Below are 21,072 nucleotides of genomic sequence, written 5' to 3' on the forward strand. Positions count from 1 at the left end.
TGATTGTGGAAATAAAACAGCAAACAGTCGTCCGTGATGTCTAACTGCCACGGTAAGTCGAATAACTCCAGGGCGACACCAGCAAGGGCACGTGATAGTGCTGCTGCGCATCGGCCACGCCGAACTCCAGGGGAATCTGATCGAGAAAAGGCGGCTGCGGCAAGGCCAGCCCGAGCGCCCTGAAATAGGCGCCGATCTGGAACACCAGCCGGTATCTTCCGGGCTGCAGATCGGCGCCGTGCAGCAGCGGCGCATCGCAACGACCATCGGCATTGGTCTGCACGGAACGCAGCAGCGCCCACTCTGCGCCTTGCTCGGCATACAGATCGATCTGCACGGCAGCGGCCGGCCGTCCATGCGCGGTGTCGAGAATGTGTGTGGTCAAGGCGCCCATTGTGGTCATCGATCCATTCGTTGATTTCGGTCTACATTTTTTGCATACAATCGCAATTTAAGTTGTATGCTATTGCAAGTCAAACAGAATCACAACAATGCAAACGCTGCAAGTGAACACGCCCTGGAGACAGCAAACACCGTCCCGGAAAACATCGCAAGGAGTGAAGCCATGACAGCAAGCCGCAAAAAAACCTCGAAGGCCCAACAAACCCCAGCTGGAACGATCGTGAGTGCGGTGGCCGCTGCCGAAAGCTCGCTGCCTGACTCGACGCAGATCATCGTCGCAGCCATCACCGCAGCCATCATCGAACACCGTCTGGCGCCCGGCGCCAAGCTCACCGAGCAAAAGATTGCGGCGATCTACGGGGTGTCGCGCACCATCGTGCGGCAAGCCTTGTTCCAGCTCGCGCGCGATCATTTGGTCACGCTGGAGCCCGCCCGGGGCGCCTTTGTCTCGCAACCTTCAGTCGAGGAAGCGCAGCAGGTGTTCGCGGTGCGACGAATGCTCGAACAGCATCTGGTCGAGGAGTTTTGCGAAAAGGCCGTGGCGAGCGATTTCCGCGCCCTCCGTGCCCACCTCAAGCAGGAGCAGGCCGTGGTCAGCCGGGTGGATGTGACGGGTCGCACGCGGCTCTTGGGCGATTTTCATGTGCTGATGGCCGAGCGCATCGGCAACCATGTGCTGGCGCAGATTCTGTCGGAGCTGATCTCGCGCTGCGCCCTCATTACGCTGATGTATCAGTCGTCGCGCGCGGCGCAGCATTCGTCAGACGAACACGTCAACATCCTCAAGGCCCTGGAGGCGCGCGACGTTGCCAAGGCCAAGGCTTTGATGGAGGCCCATCTTCTGGCCACCGAAAGCAGTCTGCTCTATCACCCGAGAACCAGCAGCGCCGATCTCGCGCAGGCGTTGGGCAGCTACGCGGCCTGAGAGTTAACTATGTCGACCCATCCCTATCCCCGCGACCTCGTCGGCTACGGCCGCAACCCGCCACAGGCCAACTGGCCGGGAGAGGCCCGCGTGGCGCTGCAGTTCGTGCTCAACATCGAAGAAGGCGGCGAGAACTGCGTGCTGCATGGCGACGCGGGCAGCGAGCAGTTCCTCTCCGAACTGTTCAATCCCGCCGCCTACCCGGCGCGGCACCTCAGCATGGAGAGCATTTATGAATACGGCTCGCGCGCCGGTGTGTGGCGCATCCTGCGCGAGTTCGAGCGCCGTGGCTTGCCGCTGACGGTCTTCGGCGTGGGCATGGCCTTGCAGCGCACGCCCGACCTGGCCCGCGCCTGCGTGGAACTCGGCCATGAAATCGCCTGTCACGGCTGGCGCTGGATTCATTATCAAAACCTCGACGAAGCCACCGAGCGCGAGCACATGCGGCTGGGCATGGAGGCGATTGAAGCCGTCTGCGGCGTGCGTCCTCTGGGCTGGTACACCGGCCGCGACAGCCCCAACACCCGCCGCCTGGTAGCCGACTTCGGCGGCTTCGCCTACGACAGCGACTATTACGGCGACGACCTGCCGTTCTGGCTGCAGGTGCGCAAGACCGACGGCAGCCTTGCGCCCCATCTGGTCGTGCCCTACACCCTCGACAGCAACGACATGCGCTTCGCGCTGCCCCAGGGTTTCGCGCAGGCCGAAGACTTCTACATCTACCTGCGCGACAGTTTCGACGCGCTCTACGCCGAGGGTGAAGATCAGCCGAAAATGCTCAGCATCGGCATGCACGCGCGCCTGCTCGGCAGGCCCGGCCGCATCCGCGCGCTGCAGCGCTTTCTCGACCATGTGCAACGCCACGACCGGGTGTGGATCGCGCGCCGCATCGACATCGCACACCACTGGCGCGCCGAACATCCCTTCGATGCGGCCACCGCTTTTGTCTGGGAGTGATCATGCCCACTCTGGCTGAACTCAACGCCGCGTCGGCGTCGGCTTTCACCGACCTGCTCGACGGCGTCTATGAACACTCGCGCTGGATTGCCGCGCGCACCTGGGCGGCCCGCCCTTTTGCCACCCTGGCCGCCCTCAAGGCGGCGCTGGTGCAGACGGTGCGCCAGGCCAGCCGCGATGAACAGCTCGGGCTGATTCGCGCTCACCCCGAGCTGGCGGGCAAGGCGGCCGTAGCGGGCCAGCTCACAGCCGAATCCACGGATGAACAATCGCGCGCCGGCCTGTCGCACTGCACCCCCGATGAGTTCGCCCGCATCAACGCGCTCAACGCCGAATACACCGCGCGCTTTGGCTGGCCCTTCATCCTCGCAGTGCGCGGTCCGCGCGGCGCCGGGCTGAGCCGGGCACAGATCATCGCCACGCTGGAGCGCCGCACCGACAACCCGCCGGACTTCGAGTTTGCCGAAGCCCTGCGCCAGATCCACCGCATTGCCGAACTGCGGCTGAACGACAAATTCGGCTTCGTGCCGGAACAAGGCAACCGCGTGTGGGACTGGTGTGAGCACCTCGCCACGCACAGCGAACCGGCGTGGAAAGAACGCGGCGAACTCACCACCACCTACCTCACCGACGCACACCGCGCCGCGGCCGCCGAGATTGCCGCCACCATGCGCGAATGCGGCTTCGATACGGTGGACATCGACGCCGTCGGCAATGTGGTCGGCGTCTACCCAGGCAGCGACCCCGCAGCCCCGCGCCTACTCACCGGCAGCCATTACGATACCGTGCGCAACGCCGGCAAGTACGACGGCCGCATCGGTCACTTCATCCCCATGGCCTGCGTGCGCGCCATGCACCGCGCGGGTCGGCGCCTGCCCTTCGGCCTCGAAGTCGTGGCCTTCGCCGAAGAAGAAGGCCAGCGCTACAAGGCCACCTTCCTCGGATCGGGCGCGCTCACCGGCGCTTTCAATCCGGCCTGGCTCGACCAGCAAGACCGCGACGGCATCTCCATGCGCGACGCCATGCGACACGCCGGACTACCCGCAGACTTGCCCGCCATTGCGGCGCTGCGCCGCGACGCGGCGCGTTACCTCGGCTTCGTCGAAGTGCACATCGAACAGGGCCCGGTGCTGGGTGCGCTCGACCTGCCGCTGGGCATCGTCACCTCGATCAACGCCAGCGTGCGCTGTGTGGGCGAGATCATCGGCATGGCCAGCCACGCTGGCACCACGCCGATGAACGCGCGCCGCGATGCCGCCTGCGCCGCCGCCGAACTGGCGCTGTTTCTCGAGCGCCGCGCCGCCGCCGATGGCGACAGCGTCGGCACCGTCGGCCTGCTTGAAGTGCCCGGCGGGTCGATCAATGTGGTGCCCGGGCGCTGCCGCTTCAGCCTCGACATCCGCGCGCCCAACAATGCCCAGCGCGACGCCGTACTGGCCGACACCCGCACCGAGCTGGCCGCCATTTGTGCCCGCCGCAAGCTGCGCTTCACCCTCGAACAAACCATGCGCGAGCAGGCCGCCACCAGCGACCCGGCACTGCAACAACACTGGGAACGCTCAGTCGCCGCACTCGGCCTGCCGCTGCATCACCTGCCCAGCGGCGCCGGACACGACGCCATGATGCTGCACACCGTCATGCCGCAGGCCATGCTGTTCGTGCGCGGCGAAAACGCCGGCATCAGCCACAACCCGCTCGAATCCAGCACGGCCGACGATCTCGACCTCGCCTGCGCCGCCTTCCAACATCTCCTCGACACCCTCGCCGCATCATGACCGACACCACTCGCGACTCAACGACCTACGCCGCCCTCGACCGATGGGTCGATACCCACTTCGACGAACAGACCCGCATGCTGCAGGAACTGGTGCGCGTGCCCACCGACACCCCGCCTGGCAACAACGCCCCGCACGCCGAACGCACCGCCGAGCTGCTGGCCGACTTCGGCCTGATGGCCGAAAAAATAGCCATTCCCGCCGAAGCCTGCAAAGAGCAGGGCCTGGAGTCCATCACCAACCTCATCGTGCGGCGCAACTATGGCGCGGGCGGCCCGGTCATCGCGCTCAATGCCCACGGCGACGTGGTGCCACCGGGCGAAGGCTGGACGCACCCCCCCTACGGCGGCGAGATCGAAGACGGCAAGCTCTACGGCCGCGCCGCCGCCGTGAGCAAATGCGACTTCACCACCTACACCTTCGCCGTGCGCGCCCTTGAAGCGCTGGGCGTGCCGCTCAAGGGCGGCGTCGAACTGCACTTCACTTACGACGAAGAATTCGGCGGCACCCTCGGCCCCGGCTGGCTGCTGGAGCATGGTCTCACCAAGCCCGACCTGGAAATCGCCGCCGGTTTCAGCTATCAGGTGGTTAACGCCCACAACGGCTGCCTGCAACTCGAAGTGACGGTGCACGGCGTCATGGCGCACGCCGCCATTCCGCATACCGGCGTGGACGCACTGCAGGGCGCCGTGGCCATTCTGAACGCCCTCTATGCCCAGAACACGGTCTACCGCAAGATGCATTCGCAGGTGCAAGGCATCGACCACCCGTATCTCAACGTCGGGCTGATCGAAGGCGGCACCAACACCAACGTGGTGCCGGGCAAGGTGGTGCTCAAACTCGACCGCCGCATGATCCCCGAAGAAGACCCGGCCACGGTCGAAGCCGAGTTGCGGCGCGTGATCGAACAGGCTGCCGCCACGGTTCCCGGCATCACCGTGGACATTCGCCGCATGCTGCTGGCGCGTGCGCTCAAACCCATTCCCGGCTTCGAGCGCCTGGCCACGCCACTGCAGCGCCATGCGCAAACCGTGTTCGGCGAACCCGTCCCGGTGATCGGCACCCCGCTCTACACCGATGTGCGGCTTTACGCCGAACACGGCATTCCCGCCGTGATCTACGGCGCGGGCCCGCGCACCGTGCGCGAGAGCAATGCCAAGCGCGCCGACGAACACATCGTGCTCGAAGACCTGCGCCGCGCGACCAAAGTGGTAGCGCGCACCTTGTTCGATCTGCTGCACTGAGTCTGCCTGCCGCAGGCGACCGAATCGACGCCAAGCCCTATATAGTCCGCGTAGTTTCGTATTCGCCTGAAGGACGCCGCCATGCGCCAAGACAGCGTGTTATTCAAAACCGAAAAGGGCCAGGACGAGATCGCCAAGCGGGCGGTTCTGCAATCGCGTGTGTTGCGCAATGTGCTGCTTCTGGTGGACGGCAAACGCAACGTACAAACCCTGCGGGAGTTGATGCAGGCCATCTCCGCTCCAGAAGACGCGCTGGAGCAACTGCTCGCCCTCGAACTGATCGCAGCACCCACAGTTGAGGAGGAGGCTGACTCATTTCTGCACGATGACGATGAACTGTCCTCCGAACTGGCGCTGGAGCCCCTCGACGTGCAGTCCGCAAAGGTCAACACCACTGCCGACTTTTCCAGTCTTTACGAGCAGATCAACGGCCTGGTGAGCAGCCATCTGGGCATGATCAAGGCCTACGGACTGCAACTCAGAATCGAGCAATGCCAGACGACCGACCAGTTGCTCGCTTTGCTCCCGGAAATCAAGGCTGCACTGGTCGCCAAACATGGAGAGCCCAAGGCCATCAACCTGCTGCGCCAACTCGGACGGTAGCGCAGCAAGCGCTCAATGCGGCGCGAAGAACCACGCGCACACCGCGATCGAGGCCACCACTCCGGCCAGATCGGCCGCCAGTGCGCAACCCACGGTGTGGCGCACGCGTTTGATGCCCACCGCACCGAAATACACCGCGACCACGTAGAACGTCGTCTCGGTGCTGCCCTGCATCGTCGCGGCCAGCAGCGCCGGGTAGCTGTCCACGCCGTAATGCTGCATGGTCTCGATCAGCATGGCACGCGCGGCACTACCGGAAAACGGCTTGACCAGCGCCGTCGGCAGCGCCGCGACGAAATCGGTATTCATGCCCAGCCCGTGCACCACCCAGCGGATGCCCTCCAGCGCATAGCCCAGCGCGCCCGAGGCGCGCAACACGCCTACCGCGCACAGCATGGCCACCAGATAGGGCAACAGGTCGCGCGCCACGCCAAAGCCGTCCTTGGCGCCTTCGATGAAGGCCTCGTACACCGGCACCCGTTTGATCGCGCCCGCCAGCAGGAAGGCGAGGATGACGCCGACCAACACTAGGTTGCCAACCAGCGCCGAAACGCTGGCCAGCGCCGCCGCGCTGAGCGTGGCCAGCCCCGCGAGCAGCGCGCCCAACAGCAGCGCACCGCCGCCCAGATAGGCCAGCGCCACCGGGTCCCAGAGTTTGAGCCGCTGCATCCACGCCACGCTGAGCAGCCCCGTTAGCGTGGACGCGCTGGTGGCGATGAGAATGGGCAGAAACACCAGCGTCGGGTCGGGCGCGCCCTGCTGCGCGCGGTACATGAAAATGCTCACCGGCAGCAGCGTCAGCGACGAGGCATTGAGCACCAGGAACAGGATCTGCGCATTGCTCGCCGTGTCCGGACTGGGGTTGAGCGTTTGCAATTCGCGCATGGCGCGCAGGCCGATGGGCGTGGCGGCGTTGTCCAGCCCCAGCACATTGGCGGCGAAGTTCAGGGTGATCAGGCCGATGGCCGGATGGCCTTGCGGCACTTCCGGCATCAGCCGCCGGAACAGCGGGCCCAGTGCCCGCGCCAGCACCTCCACCAGCCCCGCGCGCTCGGCGATGCGCAGCAGCCCCAGCCACAAGGTGAGCGTGCCGAACAGCAGCACCATCACCTCGACCGACAGCTTGGCCATGGCGAACAGGCTGTCGGTGATCGCGGCGAATACCGCCGCATCGCCCAAGGCCCAACGCGTCAGAGCCGCAACGGCGGCCACCAAAAAGAAGCCGAGCCAGAGTCGGTTGAGCATCCGTTTTGCCGACGCCGCGCTTTCAGGCCCCTGCTTCGTCCCGCCGCGTCAAGGCTTGCGCTTGAACGACTTGGTGCCGGGCATCGGCGCGGCGCGGCGCTTGGGCGCGGGCGACGTGTCGCCCGAATCGAAACGTCGCGCGGGCGCTCGGGTCGCCGGACGTTCCCGGGCGGTATCGCGCACCGGCTCGGCTTTGGTGAGCTGCAGTTGACGCCCACTCACCCAGGTTTTTTGCAGGGTGCGGAACACATCTTTGGGCATGCCTTCGGGCAGCTCGACAAAGCTGTGGTCGCCGCGAATGGCGATATTGCCGATGTGCTTGTTTTCAAGCCCGGCCTCGTTGGCGATGGCGCCGACCAGATTGCGCACTTCCACGCCATGATCGCGTCCGACTTCCACCCGGTAGGTCTCGAAGCGCACATCGCTGGCGGTATGCGGGCCTCGCGCGGTGCGCTCGCTGTGCGCCGGATGTTCGGCAGACGCGGCCTCGCGCGGCGCCGAATGGGGCGCCGCATCGGCCGCTTCACGCGCCTGCATCAGGGTTTGGGTGAAATCGTCGAGATCCCGGGGCTTGGCGCGCTCACGCGGCGCACGCGCCGCAGGGACCTCCTCGCGTGTGGCCCGCGCGGGGCGTGGCGCGCGCGGTTCGCGGCCCTCACGCGGTTCGCGCTCGCGGCGTGGCGCGCGGCTCTCCTCTCGGGTATCAGCGTTGTAGGACGGTTCGCTGCCCGGGCGCATGAGCAGCGGCTTGTTGCCTTGCACCATACGTGCCAGCGCGGCGGCAATCTCGATGGCCGGAATGTCGAATTCCTGCTCGTAGCGCTCGACCAGGCGCTGGTAATCTTCCAGCCCTTCCTGCTCGCGTGCCTCGGTGATGCGCTCCATGAAGCGGCTGATGCGGCTGTCATTCACCGCTTCGGTGCTGGGCAACTGCATCTGCGTGATGGGCTGGCGCGTGGCCCGCTCAATGGCGCGCAGCAAATGCCGCTCGCGCGGGGTAACGAACAGAATGGCGTCGCCGCTGCGCCCCGCACGACCGGTGCGGCCGATGCGGTGCACATAGCTTTCGGTATCCGTCGGAATGTCGTAGTTCACCACATGGCTGATGCGCTCCACATCCAGCCCGCGCGCCGCCACATCGGTGGCGACAAGGATGTCGAGCTGCCCGTCCTTGAGCCGCTGCACCATGCGCTCGCGCAGCGCCTGCGGCACGTCGCCATTGAGCGCCGCTGCGGTGAATCCACGCGCTGCCAGCTTCTCGGCCAATTCCTCGGTGGCCTGCTTGGTGCGGGCGAAGATGATCATGCCTTCGAACGGCTCGACCTCCAGAATGCGGGTGAGCGCATCGAGCTTGTGCAGACCGCTGACCATCCAGTAGCGCTGCTGAATGTGCGTGGCGGTAGTCGTGGCCGCCTTGATGGTGATCTCCTGCGGATCGCGCAAATAGGTTTGTGCAATTCGCCGGATGGCCGAGGGCATGGTGGCCGAAAACAGCGCCACCTGACGCTGCGGCGGGGTCTTTTTCAGGATGGACTCGACGTCGTCGATGAAGCCCATGCGCAGCATCTCATCCGCCTCGTCGAGCACCATGTGCGCGAGCTGGTCGAGCTTGAGCGTGCCGCGCTCCAGGTGATCGATGATGCGCCCCGGGGTGCCCACCACGACATGCGCGCCCCGCTTGAGCGAGGCGAGCTGCGGCACGTAGCTTTGCCCGCCATAGATCGGCAGCACATTGAAACCCGGCAGATGCGCGGCATAGCGCGCAAAGGCTTCGGCCACCTGGATGGCCAGTTCGCGCGTAGGCGCCAGCACCAACGCCTGGGTGTGGCGTGCATTGCAATCGATCTTGGCCAGGATGGGCAGCGCAAACGCCGCCGTCTTGCCCGTGCCGGTCTGCGCCTGGCCGAGCACATCGCGCCCAGCCAGCAGCGGCGGAATGGTGGCCGCCTGAATGGGCGACGGGGTTTCATATCCCACATCGCGCAGGGCTTGCAGCAACGGTTCGGGCAAGCCGAGTTCGGCAAAGGGGGAGTTTTCTTGGGAAGTCATGATGAGGGCCTTGAAGACGGCTAAACCTCCATTGTGCGCGCTATAGCAATTTTTACACCGAACCTGAGGATGGGAACCGGACGAGGCGGCCTGTTCGCTGCGTTGAGCGCAGACGAATCCGGCTGCTGACGCACGGCAGCCGGATTCGAGCCTCTGTCAGCTTGGGAAATTGGCCCTTCTTGCATCTTTTATAATGCGAGGAAAATCAAAAACCCCTTGAAATATCCTTTTTCTGCTCCCTTACCCCATGTCCGAGTCTGTCGTTCCATCCCAATCCGCCGAGCCCGCCTTCATTCTTGACGTGGCACAGATCATGGTGAACGCGCTCGGTCTGGATGTCGAGGCCGCTGACATCGATCCAGATGCACCGCTCTACGGAGATGGACTGGGGCTGGATTCCATCGACATTCTCGAAATCGCCCTGGTGATCTCCAAGAAATATGGCGTGCAGTTGCGCGCAGATGACGCAGACAATCAGCGCATCTTCAGTTCACTGCGCCACTTGGCAGACCACCTCGCCGCCATGAGAAGCGCCTGATGACCGCGTTCTCCCGCGCCGGAGTGCTGCGCGGCGCCTTGATCGGGGTTTTGTGCGTGGCGTATCCGGTGATGTCGTTCATTGGCGCGCGCCTGCCCCAGCCCAATCCGATCGGCGCGGTCGTGGCATTTGCCCCCTCCCTCCTCATGCTGACCTGGCTGGCGTGGCAGTCGCCCCGGCGTCTCCTGCTGCTCGCACTGATCGCCCTGCTGCTTGCCATACTCTGGGACCAGCGCGCCCTGCTGTTGCACCACTATGCCCTGGCCTACCTTGCCGAGCATGCCGGCATGATGGCCTTGCTGGCCTGGGTATTTGGCCGCACCCTGGACGGCGGGCAAACGCCCTTGGTCACGCGCTTTGCGCTGCTGGCGCATGGCACTCTTTCGGCACTCGTCACCCGGTATACCCGCAGCGTGACTTTGGCCTGGACGCTGTTCTTCAGCCTGATGGCCGGCAGCTCCTTGCTGCTGTTTGCAACGACACCCTTGTCGGTCTGGGCGGTATTTGCCAATGTTGCCAGTCCGCTGCTGGTGCTGGGCATGTTCGTTGCTGAGTATCTGGTGCGCCTGCGCACCGTGCCCGCAGACGAGCGCGCAGGGCCCATCCAGGCCTTCCGCTCCTATCTGCGCTACAACGCCAATCGCAAAGCTCCAGCCCCCGAGACGGCGGACAGCGTCTCTCCGCCCGTCCTCGTCAATCGGCGCTAAGCCGCGATTGCGCTGTTCCGTGATGTCGCACCTGCCCCTGCTCTCGCAGTCTTCCCCCGAGGCCATCTTCGCCTGGCGTCGCGGCCGGCCCGTGCTCGTCCAGGAGTTTCTGGCCGACGTCGAGCACCTTGCCGTCGCCCTGCCCGAGGCCCGGCATGTGCTCAATACCTGCTCAGACCGTTACGAGTTCTGCGTCGGTTTCGCAGCTACCGTGGTGAGTGGCCGCACCAGCCTGTTGCCCTCTTCCCGCGCACCCGACACCGTGGCGCAACTTCGCGCCCTTGCTCCTGATCTGCTCCATTTGGGTGATGCTCCAGGGGAGCTCGACCTGCCTTTCCTGCAGTATCCGGTACGGCGCAACGCGGTGTCTGGCGCCCACTTTGCCATGCCCATGATTCCGGCAGATCAGTGCGTTGCACAAGTCTTCACCTCAGGCTCTACCGGCACACCGCTCGCCCACGGCAAAACTTGGGGCGCGTTGGCGCATTGCGTGCGGGCTGGGGCCGCCAGACTCGGCCAGGCCGCCGACTGTGGCCCCTTGCATCTCGTGGGCACGGTGCCGCCGCAGCATATGTATGGCTTCGAGTCCACCTTGCTGCTGGCGCTGCAGGGCGGCGCCGTGCTCAGCGCGGCACATCCGTTCTATCCGGCGGATATTGCCACCGCCCTAGCCGATGTGCCGACGCCGCGCCTGCTGGTGTCCACCCCGGTGCATCTGCGCGCCTTGCTGGCCTCGGGCGTGACTCTGCCGCCCATTGCGTTGGTGCTGTGTGCCACTGCGCCGCTCGGTCATGACCTCGCGTGCGCTGTAGAGCAGCACCTCGGTGCGCCATTGCTCGAAATCTATGGGTCCACCGAGACCGGTCAAATTGCCAGCCGCCGCACCGCGCAGACCGATGTCTGGACACTGTTCCCCGAGGTCTTGCTGACCGCGGCCGCCGACGGCACGTTGCAGGCTCAGGGCGGGCACTTGGCTGCGCCAGTGCCGCTGAGCGACGACGTCGACCGCATCGACACCCAGAATTTCCGCCTGATCGGGCGCCATGCGGACATGGTCAACATCGCTGGCAAGCGCAGTTCCCTGGCCCACCTCAATCACCAGCTGCTGTCCATTCCGGGGGTAGACGACGGCGCGTTCCACATGCCCGATGACCGCAGCGCCGGCGTACCCAGGCTCATGGCTTTCGCCGTCGCTCCGACGCTACCGCGTCAAGCGCTGATCGAGGCGCTGCGACAGCGCGTCGATCCCGCCTTCCTGCCCCGCCCGCTTGTGCTGCTGGACTCTCTTCCGCGTAACGCCACGGGCAAGCTGCCGCGCTCCGCGCTGGTGGCCTTGGCGGCAGAATGGGGCAGCCAGGCGGAGGCGCGTTCATGACCCGCATCGAAAACCTGCCGACGTACGACGCAGAGCATCCCGCTTTCGCCGGACATTTTCCCGCACACCCCATCGTGCCCGGCGTGCTGCTGCTCGACGCTGCGCTACACCATATCTGCGTCAGCCACGGACTGTGCGCCAGCAGCTGCCGCGTCGCGGCCACAAAGTTTGTCAGCGCCGTCAAGCCTGGAGAAGCCCTGCAACTCCGTCATACCCCAGACGAGCAAGGCGGCGTGCGCTTCAGTCTGCATGCCGGCCGTGAGGCTCGCCTGGCAGCCTCTGGACTGATTCAGTGCAATGCAGCGCAGCCCACTGCGCCTGTGGACGCATGACCTCGCCTTTCCCCGCCCAGACTCCGGAACGGTCTGCGGAGATCGCCGCCACCGCGTCCCTCTCCGCCGCCGAATGGGCGCAGACGGAGGAGCGCAGCAACCACCATATTCTGCGTGTCATGACCTGGATTTCGTTGCGACTCGGGCGGCGTATCGGGCGTGTCGTCCTTGCGGGAATTGCGGTGTATTTTGTGCTGTTTGCACCTGGCGCGAGGCGCGCCTCGCGCCAGTATCTCAAGCGCGTGCTCGGACGCGACGCGAACTGGGCCGATGGCTACCGCCACGTGTTCAGCTTCGCCTCCACCATTCACGACCGCGTCTATCTGCTCAATGATCGATGGGATCTGTTCGATCTGCGCGTGCAAGGCGCAGACGTGCTGGACGCCGTTCTGGCACAAGGTCGAGGCGCGTTTCTCATGGGGGCGCATTTCGGCAGTTTCGAGGTGTTGCGAGCGCTTGCCCGGCGCGACGCGGCGCCGCGCGTTTCGTTGCTGATGTATCCCGACAATGCGCGCAAGATCAACGACGCGCTGCACGCCATCAACCCCGCTGCCGCGCAGGACATCATCCCCCTGGGACGGCTCGACTCCATGCTGAGATTGCAGGACCGGCTGGACGCGGGCGGCGTAGTCGGCTTTCTTGCCGACCGGTCCCTGCACGATGACAGCACGGCGACCCTGCCCTTTTTCGGCCAGCCCGCGCCCTGGCCGCGCGGACCATTGCGCATCGCCGCCCTGCTCAAGCGCCCCGTGGTGCTGATGTTCGGCATCTACCGCGGCGGCAACCGTTACGACGTGCACTTCGAGCGCCTGGCCGACTTCACCAGCCTCCCCCGCAGCCAGCGCGCCGTCGCCATTGACATCGCGCTGGAAAGCTATGTGCAACGCCTTGAGATGCGCTGCACCGATGCACCCTATAACTGGTTCAATTTCTACGACTTCTGGAAGGGCCCCGAAGCGGAAGCAGCCGGGCCGACCGAGCCATGACACTGTCCACACGCCGATTCGCCCTGCGCGCCCTGCTGCTCGCCAGCGCGCTGCTCGTTCCAACGCTGTCCCAGGCGGCCGACTGGACGCTCGATACCCTGATGCAGGCTCTGGCCCGTCATCCGGCAAACCGCGCCACCTTTGTCGAGACCAAGACCCTGGCGATGCTCGACGCCCCCATCGAGTCGTCCGGAGAATTGCGATTTGCCGCACCCGACTTTCTTGAGATGCGCACCCTCAAACCCAAGCGGCAAACCCTGATCCTGCAGGCCAATCAGGTGACTCTCGAAATGGATGGTCGCAGCCATCAGTTCGACCTGCGCGATCATCCAGACGTTGCCGTATTGATCAACAGCATCCGGGCCACCCTCAACGGCGACCGCAAGGCGCTGCAGCGCGACTACACCACCACCCTCGATGGCACGGCGGCAAGCTGGGAACTCACCCTGTCTCCCGTGGACGCGAAGGCGCGTGCGCGGGTGCGCCGCATCCAGATCGGGGGCAGGCAGGGTCAGGTGCAGACGATCGCCGTGCTGCAGGCCGACGGCGACAGCTCACTGATGACCATTCACGAGCAACCCGTGCAATGACCGTCGGGTGGAACCTCACTTTGTTGGGCGTGCACGGATGATGCGGCGGCGCTTCACCCCGGTTCTGCTTTGGCTGGGCGCACTCGTCGCCTGCCTAGCCGTCATCCTGCAAAGCCGCTATACCGCCGATATGTCGGCCTTCCTGCCGAGCAAGCCCACAGCCCAGGAGCAGGTGCTGGTCGATCAGTTGCGCGACGGCCTGATCTCTCGCCTCATTCTGGTGGGAATCGACGGCAGTGACGCGCGCACCCGCGCTGCCTTGTCGCGCGCACTGGCGGCGCGGCTGCGCCAGCAGGCAGCGTTCGTCTCGGTCAACAATGGCGAACCGGTCGATACGCACGCTGACGAAGCCCTGCTGTTCAAGTACCGATACCTGCTCAGCCCCGCCACCACACCGCAGACCTTTTCAGCCTCCGGCCTTCGCCAAGCCATTGCGACCAGCATTGACACCCTCGCCTCGCCCCTGGGCGGCAGTCTCAAATCCCTGTTCCCCGCCGACCCCACAGGCGCCTTGCTGCAATTGCTGGACAACATGGCAGCAGGCGCACAGCCGCACAAGGACGATGGCGTGTGGGCTGCGCCCGACATGCCCCGCGCCTTGCTGCTGGTACAGACGCGCGCTGCAGGCACGGACACCGATGGCCAGCAGGCCGCCATCGAGGCCGTGCGCGCCGCCTACTCTGCCGCGCAGCAACAGATCGAACAGGAACAAAGCTCGCCAGCAGCCCGCAGTGCCAGCCTGGTAATCAGCGGCACAGCGGTCTTTGCGGTGCAAGCGCGCGCCACCATCAGGCATGCGGTCGAGCGTGTGTCGCTCATCGGCGGCGTGCTCATCGTCGGCCTATTGCTGCTGGTCTATCGCTCACTGCCCGTGCTGCTGCTCGGGCTCCTGCCCGTGCTGTCCGGCGTATTGGCCGGCATCACCGCCGTCAGTCTGGGATTCGGTGTGGTCCAGGGCATCACCCTCGGGTTTGGCACCACCCTGATCGGCGAAGCGGTGGACTACTCCATTTATTTGTTTGTCCAGTCCAGGCGCGCCAGGACGCCAGGCACGGCGCCAGACACCGCGCGCAGCGACTGGCTGCACCGCTTCTGGCCCACCATCCGCCTGGGCATGCTGACCTCGGTGGTCGGTTTTGCCACCCTGCTGCTCTCGGACTTTCCCGGGCTGGCCCAACTTGGGGCTTACTCCATAGCCGGCCTGGTGGCGGCGGCTCTGGTCACGCGCTTCGTGTTGCCACAACTCCTGCCCACCAACTTCGCCGTGCGCGACCTCAGCCGCACCGGGCAGCGCCTCAAGCTATTGGTTGCACGCCTGCGCAGCTTGCGCTGGCTGGTCGCATTGCTTGCGCTTGGCGCGATCGCCGTGGTGCTGGCCCATCGCCACACCCTCTGGAACACACAACTCTCCGCGCTCAGCCCCATCACCCCGCAAGCCCTTGCACTGAACTCGCAACTGCGCGAACAACTGGGCGCGCCCGATGCCGTTGATCTGGTGGCCGTTCACGCCCCCAGCCTCGAGGCCGCACTCGCTGCGGCAGAGCGCATCGCACCCCGGTTGCAAACCCTCCAGCAACAAGGCGTAATTGCCGGTTTTGACAGCCCGGCGCGTTATCTGCCCAGTCTAGCCACGCAGCGGATCAGGCAGTCCGCCCTGCCTGACGCTGCCGTGCTGCAAGCCCGGCTAGATGCCGCCTTGCACGGCCTACCCGTCAGGCCCGCAGCATTTGCCCCCTTCCTGCACGATGTCGAGGCGGCGCGCCATCTCCCGCTGCTGACCCGGCCCGACCTGGCGCATACCGCCTTCTCCCTGGCACTCGATGGCATGTTGCTGCACCAAGCTACGGGAGGCTGGACCGCCTTGCTGCCCCTGCGAGCGCCCCCTCGCGCCAGCATTGACGACGCCCGCGTGCAGGCCGCTCTGCACGGCAGCGACGCACTGATCATCAATCTGGGCACCGCAAGTACCGGCTTGTACGACGGCTATCTGCGCACGGCGTCGGAGCTGTCGCTCGCTGGTATTGTCGCCATCGCAGTGTTGCTGCTGGTCGTACTGCGCTCGGCAACGCGCACCGTTCGGGTGCTCGCACCGCTCCTGTCCGCCGTGGTCGTGGTCGTGGCCGGGCTGCTGCTGTCGGGCGTTCAACTCACCCTACTGCATCTGGTGGGCATGATGTTGATCGTCGCCGTGGGCTCGAACTACGCCCTGTTCTTCAACCAGGGACAGGACGAGGTCGGCGGCATCGAACCGTCCACCCTCGCCTCTTTACTGTTCGCCAATCTCACCACCGTGGCGGGGTTCGGCCCTTTGCTGCTGTCGGGCGTGCCCGTATTGCAGGCCATGGGAGCGACCGTCGCGCCCGGCGCCCTGCTCGCCCTGCTTTTTTCGGCCATGCTCTCGGCGCCTGACAAGACCACCGAGACCTCGCCAGGATCCTGAACCATGCCTGACGACTGCGCCACCGTCCTGCCACCCGTTCCGGCTTGGCAGCCCACGCCCCTGATCCTGGCATCCATCGCCCTGCATGCCCTGGCGCTGGGCGCTGTGCTGTGGCAGTTTGACCTCTGGCCCTGGGCGCTGACGGCGCTGGTGCTCAACCACTCCGTGCTCACCGCGACCGGCCTGTGGCCGCGCAGCCAGGCGCTGGGCCCCAACCTCACGCGCTTGCCCGAAGCCGCCGCACGACGCGGCGAAGTGGCGCTCACCATCGACGATGGTCCCGATCCCTTGATCACCCCCGCCGTGCTCGATCTGCTCGACGCCCACGGCGCGCGCGCCACGTTCTTCTGCATCGCCGAGCGCGCCCGATCCCACCCCGAGCTGTGCCGCGCCATCGTGCTGCGCGGCCATGCGGTCGAGAATCACAGCGATCGCCATCGCCACAGTTTTTCGCTGCTGGGACCGCGTGGCTACGCCCGCGAATTGCAAGCCGCACAAGTCGACCTGCGTCACATCACCGGCGTCACGCCGCGCTTTTTCCGCGCCCCCGCCGGACTGCGCAATCCTTTCCTCGGGCCGATCCTGGCGCGACATCAACTCCTGCTTGCCAGTTGGACCCGCCGAGGCTTCGATACCCGCGAATCTCGCCCTGCCGTGGTGCTGCATCGTCTGGTGCACAAGCTGGGCCCGGGCGACATCCTGCTCCTGCATGACGGCCACGCCGCGCGAACCGCGCAGGGCCGGCCGGTCATCCTCGAGGTGCTGCCCGCCTTGCTCCACGCCATCCGCACCGCCGGCCTGACGACAGTCACCCTGCGCGTTGCCTGCGCCACCCCCGACACCCCTGCGGCTCCAGCCCGGCCTCAATGAACGCAAACGCCCCCCCTTCCTCCTCACACGCCACCGCAGCGTGGCTCGCCGACCTGATCGATGCCGCCGCCGCGCCTTACCGGCCAGCCGGGCGCTTCGCCTGGCATTTTGCACGCGGCAAACTGGCGGGCGATCCGGCATTCGCCGGGCTGCTGCAATTCGGCCTCATTCCTGCAAGGGCCCGCGTGCTCGACCTCGGATGCGGCCAGGGGCTGCTGGCGTCGTGGCTGCTTGCGGCGCAGCGCTCCCATGCGGCGGGCAACTGGCCGCAAGCCTGGCCCGCACCGCCCCAAACCACCGCACTGCGCGGCGTTGAATTGATGGCCAGCGATGTCTCGCGCGCCAACGCCGCCCTTGGCGATGCCGCCCGTTTCGAGCAGGGAGACATCCGCAGCGCACCCTTCGGCAACGCCGACGCCGTGGTCATTCTCGACGTGCTGCACTACATCGACAGGCCCGCGCAGGACGTGGTGTTGCGCCGCGTGCGCGACGCCTTGACTCCCGGTGGCGTGCTGCTGCTACGGGTGGGCGACGCCGCAGCCGGACTGCCCTTTCGCATCAGCAACTGGGTGGACTTCATCGTGACCCGCGCTCGCGGCCACCGCACGGCACATCTGTATTGCCGCAACCTGGAAGAATGGATGCAAGCCCTGCAGGCATTGGGCTTCACGGTCAAGCCCATGCCCATGAGTCAGGGCACGCCATTTGCTAATGTGTTACTCGTGGCGACCGTCGACGCGCCCTGAACCACTTCTTGTCCTCTCCTCAGCACATGCCTCTTTCTCCCCTCACGTTGCCGCACCTGCAACTCGGCGCAGCCACCGCCACCAGTTGCCTGGGCGCCGGGCTGGACGCGCAACTCCAGGCCCTGCGCAACGGCCGCAGCGGCCTCTCGCCCTGTAGTTTCGACACCGTGGATCTGCCCACCTGGGTCGGCGAGATCGCCGGTGTGGACGACGTGCGCCTGCCGCCAGAACTGGCTGCATTTGACTGCCGCAACAACCGTCTCGCTGAACTCGCCTTGCAGCAGGACGACTTCATTCAGGCGGTGCAAGCCGCCATTTCCCGCCACGGTGCGCAGCGTGTGGGGGTCGTGCTCGGCACCAGCACCTCGGGCATTCTGCAGACGGAACTGGCCTATCGCGAGCGCGATGCCAGCGGCGCCCTGCCCGTCAGTTATCACTACGCCCAGACGCACAACACCTTCTCACTCGCGGCCTATGTGCGCGCCCGCTTCGGCCTGCTCGGCCCGGCCATGGTGGTGTCGTCCGCGTGCTCCAGCAGCGCCAAGGTCTTCGGCAACGCGCAGCGCATGATCGCCGCCGGACTGATCGACTGCGCCCTGGTGGGTGGCGTCGACAGCCTGTGCCTGACCACGCTGTACGGTTTCAACTCGCTGGAACTGCTCTCCACCCAACCCTGCCGCCCGTTTGACGCACAGCGTCACGGCCTGTCCATCGGAGAGGCCGCCGCCTTCGTGCTGCTTGAAGCCGCCCCTGCACGTCCGGCGGACGACGCCGTGCTGCTGCTGGGCGTCGGAGAGTCGAGTGACGCGTATCACATGTCATCGCCACACCCGGACGGCCTGGGCGCACGCAGCGCCATGCAGGCGGCGCTGGCGCAAGCCGGTCTGCAGGCTGACGAGATCGACTACATCAATCTGCACGGCACCGCCACGCCCAGCAACGACAACGCAGAAGGCCGCGCAGTGGGCGCGCTGTTCGGCCCCACAACGCCCTGCAGTTCGACCAAGGGCGCCACCGGCCATACGCTGGGCGCCGCTGGCGGTTTGGAAGCCGTGTTCTCCCTGCTCGCGCTGCGCCACGGCGTGCTGCCCGGCGGCGTGGGCGCCACTGCGCTCGACCCGGCCATCGCCAGCGTCGCGCCGCTGAACTACCTGCTGGAAGCACGCCCTTCTGCGCCACGCCGGGTGCTGAGCAATTCCTTCGGGTTCGGCGGCACCAATTGCAGCCTGGTGCTGGCACGAGGAGATGCCCAATGAGCCCGCCCAAGCTGCTCAGCGCCTGCGTGGACGGCATCGGCCTGCTCGGCCCCGGCTTGCGCGACTGGCCGCAGGCGCGCGCCGTGTTGACGGACGAAGCGCCCTATGTGCCGGAACCGACCGTGCTGCCGACGCCGCAAATTCTGCCGCCGGCCGAACGCCGCCGCGCAACCGCCGTCATCAAGCTCACCCTGGCCACGGGACTGGAGGCCGTGGCGGCAGCCGGAATGCAGGCCGCCGATCTGGCCACCGTGTTTTCTTCCTCCAGTGGCGACGGACGGAACTGCCACGAGATCTGCGACGCCCTCGCATCAAGCGACCGGCTGATTTCGCCGACCCGCTTTCACAACTCGGTGCACAACGCAGCCTCAGGCTATTGGGGCATCGCCACCGGGGCCATGGCCCCGTCCGCAGTGCTGTGTGCGTTCGATGCCAGCTTTGCTGCCGGGCTGCTCGAAGCACTGGTGCAAGTCACGCTTCTGCGCCGGCCCGTGCTGCTGCTGGCCTACGACACCTGCTATCCCGAGCCGCTGCACAGCGCCCGCCCCATCCCCGACAGCTTTGGCGTTGCACTGGCCCTCGCGCCAGAGGCGGGGGCGCACACCCTGGCCCGGCTCAGCCTGGATCCGAATCTGCCCTTCACCCGCACCCCCGCAAACCGGCTGACCGATGCCGGGCTGGAAACCCTGCGTCGCTCCATCCCCGCAGCCCGCTGCCTACCGTTGCTGCAAGCCCTGTGCAAAAGACAGAGCGACACCGTGGTACTTGAACAGTTTCCTGGTCAACCATTTGAAGTGCACCTCGCTCCATGCTGAACCCCGACCAACCTGACGAGAGCGCACGCGATCACGCCTGGATCGCCGCGCACATTCCGCATCAGGGTGCCATGTGTCTGCTCGACCGGGTGCTGGCGTGGGACGCGCAGCGCATTGTCTGCAGCGCCAGCAGCCACTGCGACGCGAACAACCCCTTGCGTCAGTTCGACCGGCTCGGAGCAGCTTGCGGGATCGAATACGCCGCTCAGGCCATGGCAGTGCACGGCGCCTTGGCCGCGCCGCTGGAAGCACCGCCGCGACCCGGCATGCTGGTCAGCGTGCGCGCGGTGCAACTGCTTGCCACCCGCATCGACGACATCGCCGCCGATCTCGCTGTGCATGCCGAGCGCATCAGCGGCGATGCCAGCATGCTGCTCTACCAGTTCAGCGTGCACGCTGCAGACCGACTGCTGCTGGAAGGCCGCGCGTCGGTCCTGTTGGGCGACGCCGGAGATCAAACCGATGAATGACACCACGCCACAAGCACGACGCGCCTTGGTCACCGGCGGCAGCGGCGGCATAGGCGCCGCGATCTGCCGTCGCCTAGCCGCTGATGGTTTTGCCGTATTCATCCACGCCAACAGCGGCTTGCTGCGTGCCCAGTCCTTGGCTGCAGAACTGCGCGGCCAGGGCCACACCGCGCAGGCACTGGCCTTCGACCTGAGCGACCCGGCGGCCACCGCGGCAGCCGCCGAGGAGCTCCTGGCCGGCGGACCGATCCAGGTGCTGGTCAACAATGCCGGTCTGCATGATGACGCGGTGTTTCCCGGCATGCGTGCCGACCAATGGCAACGGGTCATCGACGTCAACCTCAACAGCTTTTTCCACCTCACCCGGCCGTTGATGCTGCCCATGATCCGCACCCGTTGGGGGCGTGTCATCAACATCACCTCGGTAGCCGCCATCACGGGCAACCGTGGCCAGGTGAACTATGCCGCCGCCAAGGGTGCGCTGCACGCCGCCACCAAATCACTGGCGCTGGAAGTGGCCAGCCGCGGCATCACCGTGAACGCGGTGGCTCCCGGCATCATCGCCACACCGATGAGCGCGGACAACTTCGACGCTGACGCCGTGGCGCGGCTCGTGCCAATGAAGCGCGCGGGCCAGCCCGAGGAAGTGGCCGATCTCGTCGGTTTCCTTGCGTCCGATCAAGCGGGCTACATCAGCGGCCAGATCATTTCCATCAATGGCGGCATGATCTGATCTCGGTCCGCCCT

The 21,072-nt window shown here is 66.0% G+C and carries 21 protein-coding genes; 18 read left to right on the forward strand and 3 right to left on the reverse strand.

The genetic code is table 11. The annotated features are described in order from the left end of the window. Nucleotides 1-40: 40 nt before the first annotated feature. Nucleotides 41-394, reverse strand: coding sequence for a hydroxyisourate hydrolase (gene uraH, locus THI_RS11865; protein WP_013106494.1), 354 nt, complete (start codon nt 392-394; stop codon nt 41-43). 171 nt (nt 395-565) lie between these two features. Between uraH and THI_RS11870 the strand changes: the two genes are divergently transcribed. From THI_RS11870 to THI_RS11890, 5 genes are all read left to right on the forward strand, one after another. Next, complete coding sequence (locus THI_RS11870) at nt 566-1,327, forward strand: GntR family transcriptional regulator (protein WP_141130588.1); 762 nt, start codon at nt 566-568, stop codon at nt 1,325-1,327. A 9-nt stretch (nt 1,328-1,336) separates the two neighbouring features. Then, complete coding sequence (gene puuE, locus THI_RS11875) at nt 1,337-2,284, forward strand: allantoinase PuuE (RefSeq protein ID WP_013106496.1); 948 nt, start codon at nt 1,337-1,339, stop codon at nt 2,282-2,284. 2 nt (nt 2,285-2,286) lie between these two features. Further along, nucleotides 2,287-4,059 carry a 2-oxo-4-hydroxy-4-carboxy-5-ureidoimidazoline decarboxylase gene (gene uraD, locus THI_RS11880; protein ID WP_013106497.1) on the forward strand — a complete coding sequence of 591 codons (1,773 nt, stop codon included), beginning with the start codon at nt 2,287-2,289 and terminating at the stop codon, nt 4,057-4,059. Then, nucleotides 4,056-5,303 (forward strand): M20/M25/M40 family metallo-hydrolase, encoded by a 1,248-nt coding sequence (locus THI_RS11885; protein ID WP_013106498.1) that lies wholly within the window; start codon nt 4,056-4,058, stop codon nt 5,301-5,303. The genes uraD and THI_RS11885 overlap by 4 nt, the downstream gene beginning before the upstream one ends. Nucleotides 5,304-5,384: 81 nt before the next feature. Continuing rightward, a complete protein-coding gene (locus THI_RS11890) occupies nt 5,385-5,906 on the forward strand; it encodes a hypothetical protein (protein WP_013106499.1) in 522 nt (173 codons plus the stop codon). Nucleotides 5,907-5,918: 12 nt separating this feature from the next. Here THI_RS11890 and THI_RS11895 read toward each other — a convergent pair whose 3' ends face one another. Both THI_RS11895 and THI_RS11900 read right to left on the reverse strand, forming a co-directional pair. Continuing rightward, on the reverse strand, nt 5,919-7,151 hold the full coding sequence (locus THI_RS11895) for a spore maturation protein (RefSeq protein ID WP_013106500.1): 1,233 nt from the start codon (nt 7,149-7,151) through the stop codon (nt 5,919-5,921). A gap of 48 nt (nt 7,152-7,199) precedes the next feature. Further along, nucleotides 7,200-9,200: a DEAD/DEAH box helicase gene (locus THI_RS11900; protein WP_013106501.1), complete on the reverse strand. Its 2,001-nt coding sequence runs from the start codon at nt 9,198-9,200 to the stop codon at nt 7,200-7,202. Between the two features lie 247 nt (nt 9,201-9,447). On the opposite strand from THI_RS11900, the gene THI_RS11905 reads away from it, so the two are divergent. From THI_RS11905 to fabG, 13 genes are all read left to right on the forward strand, one after another. Beyond that, nucleotides 9,448-9,738 carry a phosphopantetheine-binding protein gene (locus THI_RS11905; RefSeq protein WP_013106502.1) on the forward strand — a complete coding sequence of 97 codons (291 nt, stop codon included), beginning with the start codon at nt 9,448-9,450 and terminating at the stop codon, nt 9,736-9,738. Beyond that, a complete protein-coding gene (locus THI_RS11910; RefSeq protein WP_013106503.1) occupies nt 9,738-10,445 on the forward strand; it encodes a COG4648 family protein in 708 nt (235 codons plus the stop codon). The genes THI_RS11905 and THI_RS11910 overlap by 1 nt, the downstream gene beginning before the upstream one ends. Before the next feature lie 22 nt (nt 10,446-10,467). Next, nucleotides 10,468-11,820 (forward strand): AMP-binding protein, encoded by a 1,353-nt coding sequence (locus THI_RS11915; protein WP_013106504.1) that lies wholly within the window; start codon nt 10,468-10,470, stop codon nt 11,818-11,820. Further along, entirely contained in the window at nt 11,817-12,152 is a 336-nt protein-coding gene (locus THI_RS19390; RefSeq protein ID WP_013106505.1) for an ApeI family dehydratase, read from the forward strand. The genes THI_RS11915 and THI_RS19390 overlap by 4 nt, the downstream gene beginning before the upstream one ends. Nucleotides 12,153-12,271: 119 nt before the next feature. Next, nucleotides 12,272-13,138, forward strand: coding sequence for a lysophospholipid acyltransferase family protein (locus tag THI_RS11925; protein WP_231836519.1), 867 nt, complete (start codon nt 12,272-12,274; stop codon nt 13,136-13,138). Continuing rightward, on the forward strand, nt 13,135-13,728 hold the full coding sequence (locus tag THI_RS11930; protein WP_013106507.1) for a LolA-related protein: 594 nt from the start codon (nt 13,135-13,137) through the stop codon (nt 13,726-13,728). The genes THI_RS11925 and THI_RS11930 overlap by 4 nt, the downstream gene beginning before the upstream one ends. Before the next feature lie 37 nt (nt 13,729-13,765). Then, complete coding sequence (locus tag THI_RS11935) at nt 13,766-16,168, forward strand: MMPL family transporter (RefSeq protein WP_013106508.1); 2,403 nt, start codon at nt 13,766-13,768, stop codon at nt 16,166-16,168. A 3-nt stretch (nt 16,169-16,171) separates the two neighbouring features. Next, a complete protein-coding gene (locus THI_RS11940) occupies nt 16,172-17,038 on the forward strand; it encodes a polysaccharide deacetylase family protein (RefSeq protein WP_013106509.1) in 867 nt (288 codons plus the stop codon). Continuing rightward, a complete protein-coding gene (locus THI_RS11945; RefSeq protein WP_013106510.1) occupies nt 17,035-17,784 on the forward strand; it encodes a class I SAM-dependent methyltransferase in 750 nt (249 codons plus the stop codon). Before THI_RS11940 ends, THI_RS11945 begins: the two co-directional genes overlap by 4 nt. Before the next feature lie 26 nt (nt 17,785-17,810). Then, nucleotides 17,811-19,040, forward strand: a complete 1,230-nt coding sequence (locus THI_RS11950) for a beta-ketoacyl-[acyl-carrier-protein] synthase family protein (RefSeq protein ID WP_013106511.1) — start codon at nt 17,811-17,813, stop codon at nt 19,038-19,040. Then, nucleotides 19,037-19,855, forward strand: coding sequence for a beta-ketoacyl synthase chain length factor (locus THI_RS11955; protein WP_013106512.1), 819 nt, complete (start codon nt 19,037-19,039; stop codon nt 19,853-19,855). The genes THI_RS11950 and THI_RS11955 overlap by 4 nt, the downstream gene beginning before the upstream one ends. Further along, nucleotides 19,849-20,325, forward strand: a complete 477-nt coding sequence (locus THI_RS11960; RefSeq protein ID WP_013106513.1) for a hotdog family protein — start codon at nt 19,849-19,851, stop codon at nt 20,323-20,325. Before THI_RS11955 ends, THI_RS11960 begins: the two co-directional genes overlap by 7 nt. Next, complete coding sequence (gene fabG / locus THI_RS11965) at nt 20,318-21,058, forward strand: 3-oxoacyl-ACP reductase FabG (RefSeq protein ID WP_013106514.1); 741 nt, start codon at nt 20,318-20,320, stop codon at nt 21,056-21,058. Before THI_RS11960 ends, fabG begins: the two co-directional genes overlap by 8 nt. Nucleotides 21,059-21,072: the final 14 nt, after the last annotated feature.

It is taken from the genome of Thiomonas arsenitoxydans (assembly GCF_000253115.1).
In the GTDB taxonomy this organism is placed as follows: Bacteria; Pseudomonadota; Gammaproteobacteria; order Burkholderiales; family Burkholderiaceae_C; genus Thiomonas; species Thiomonas arsenitoxydans.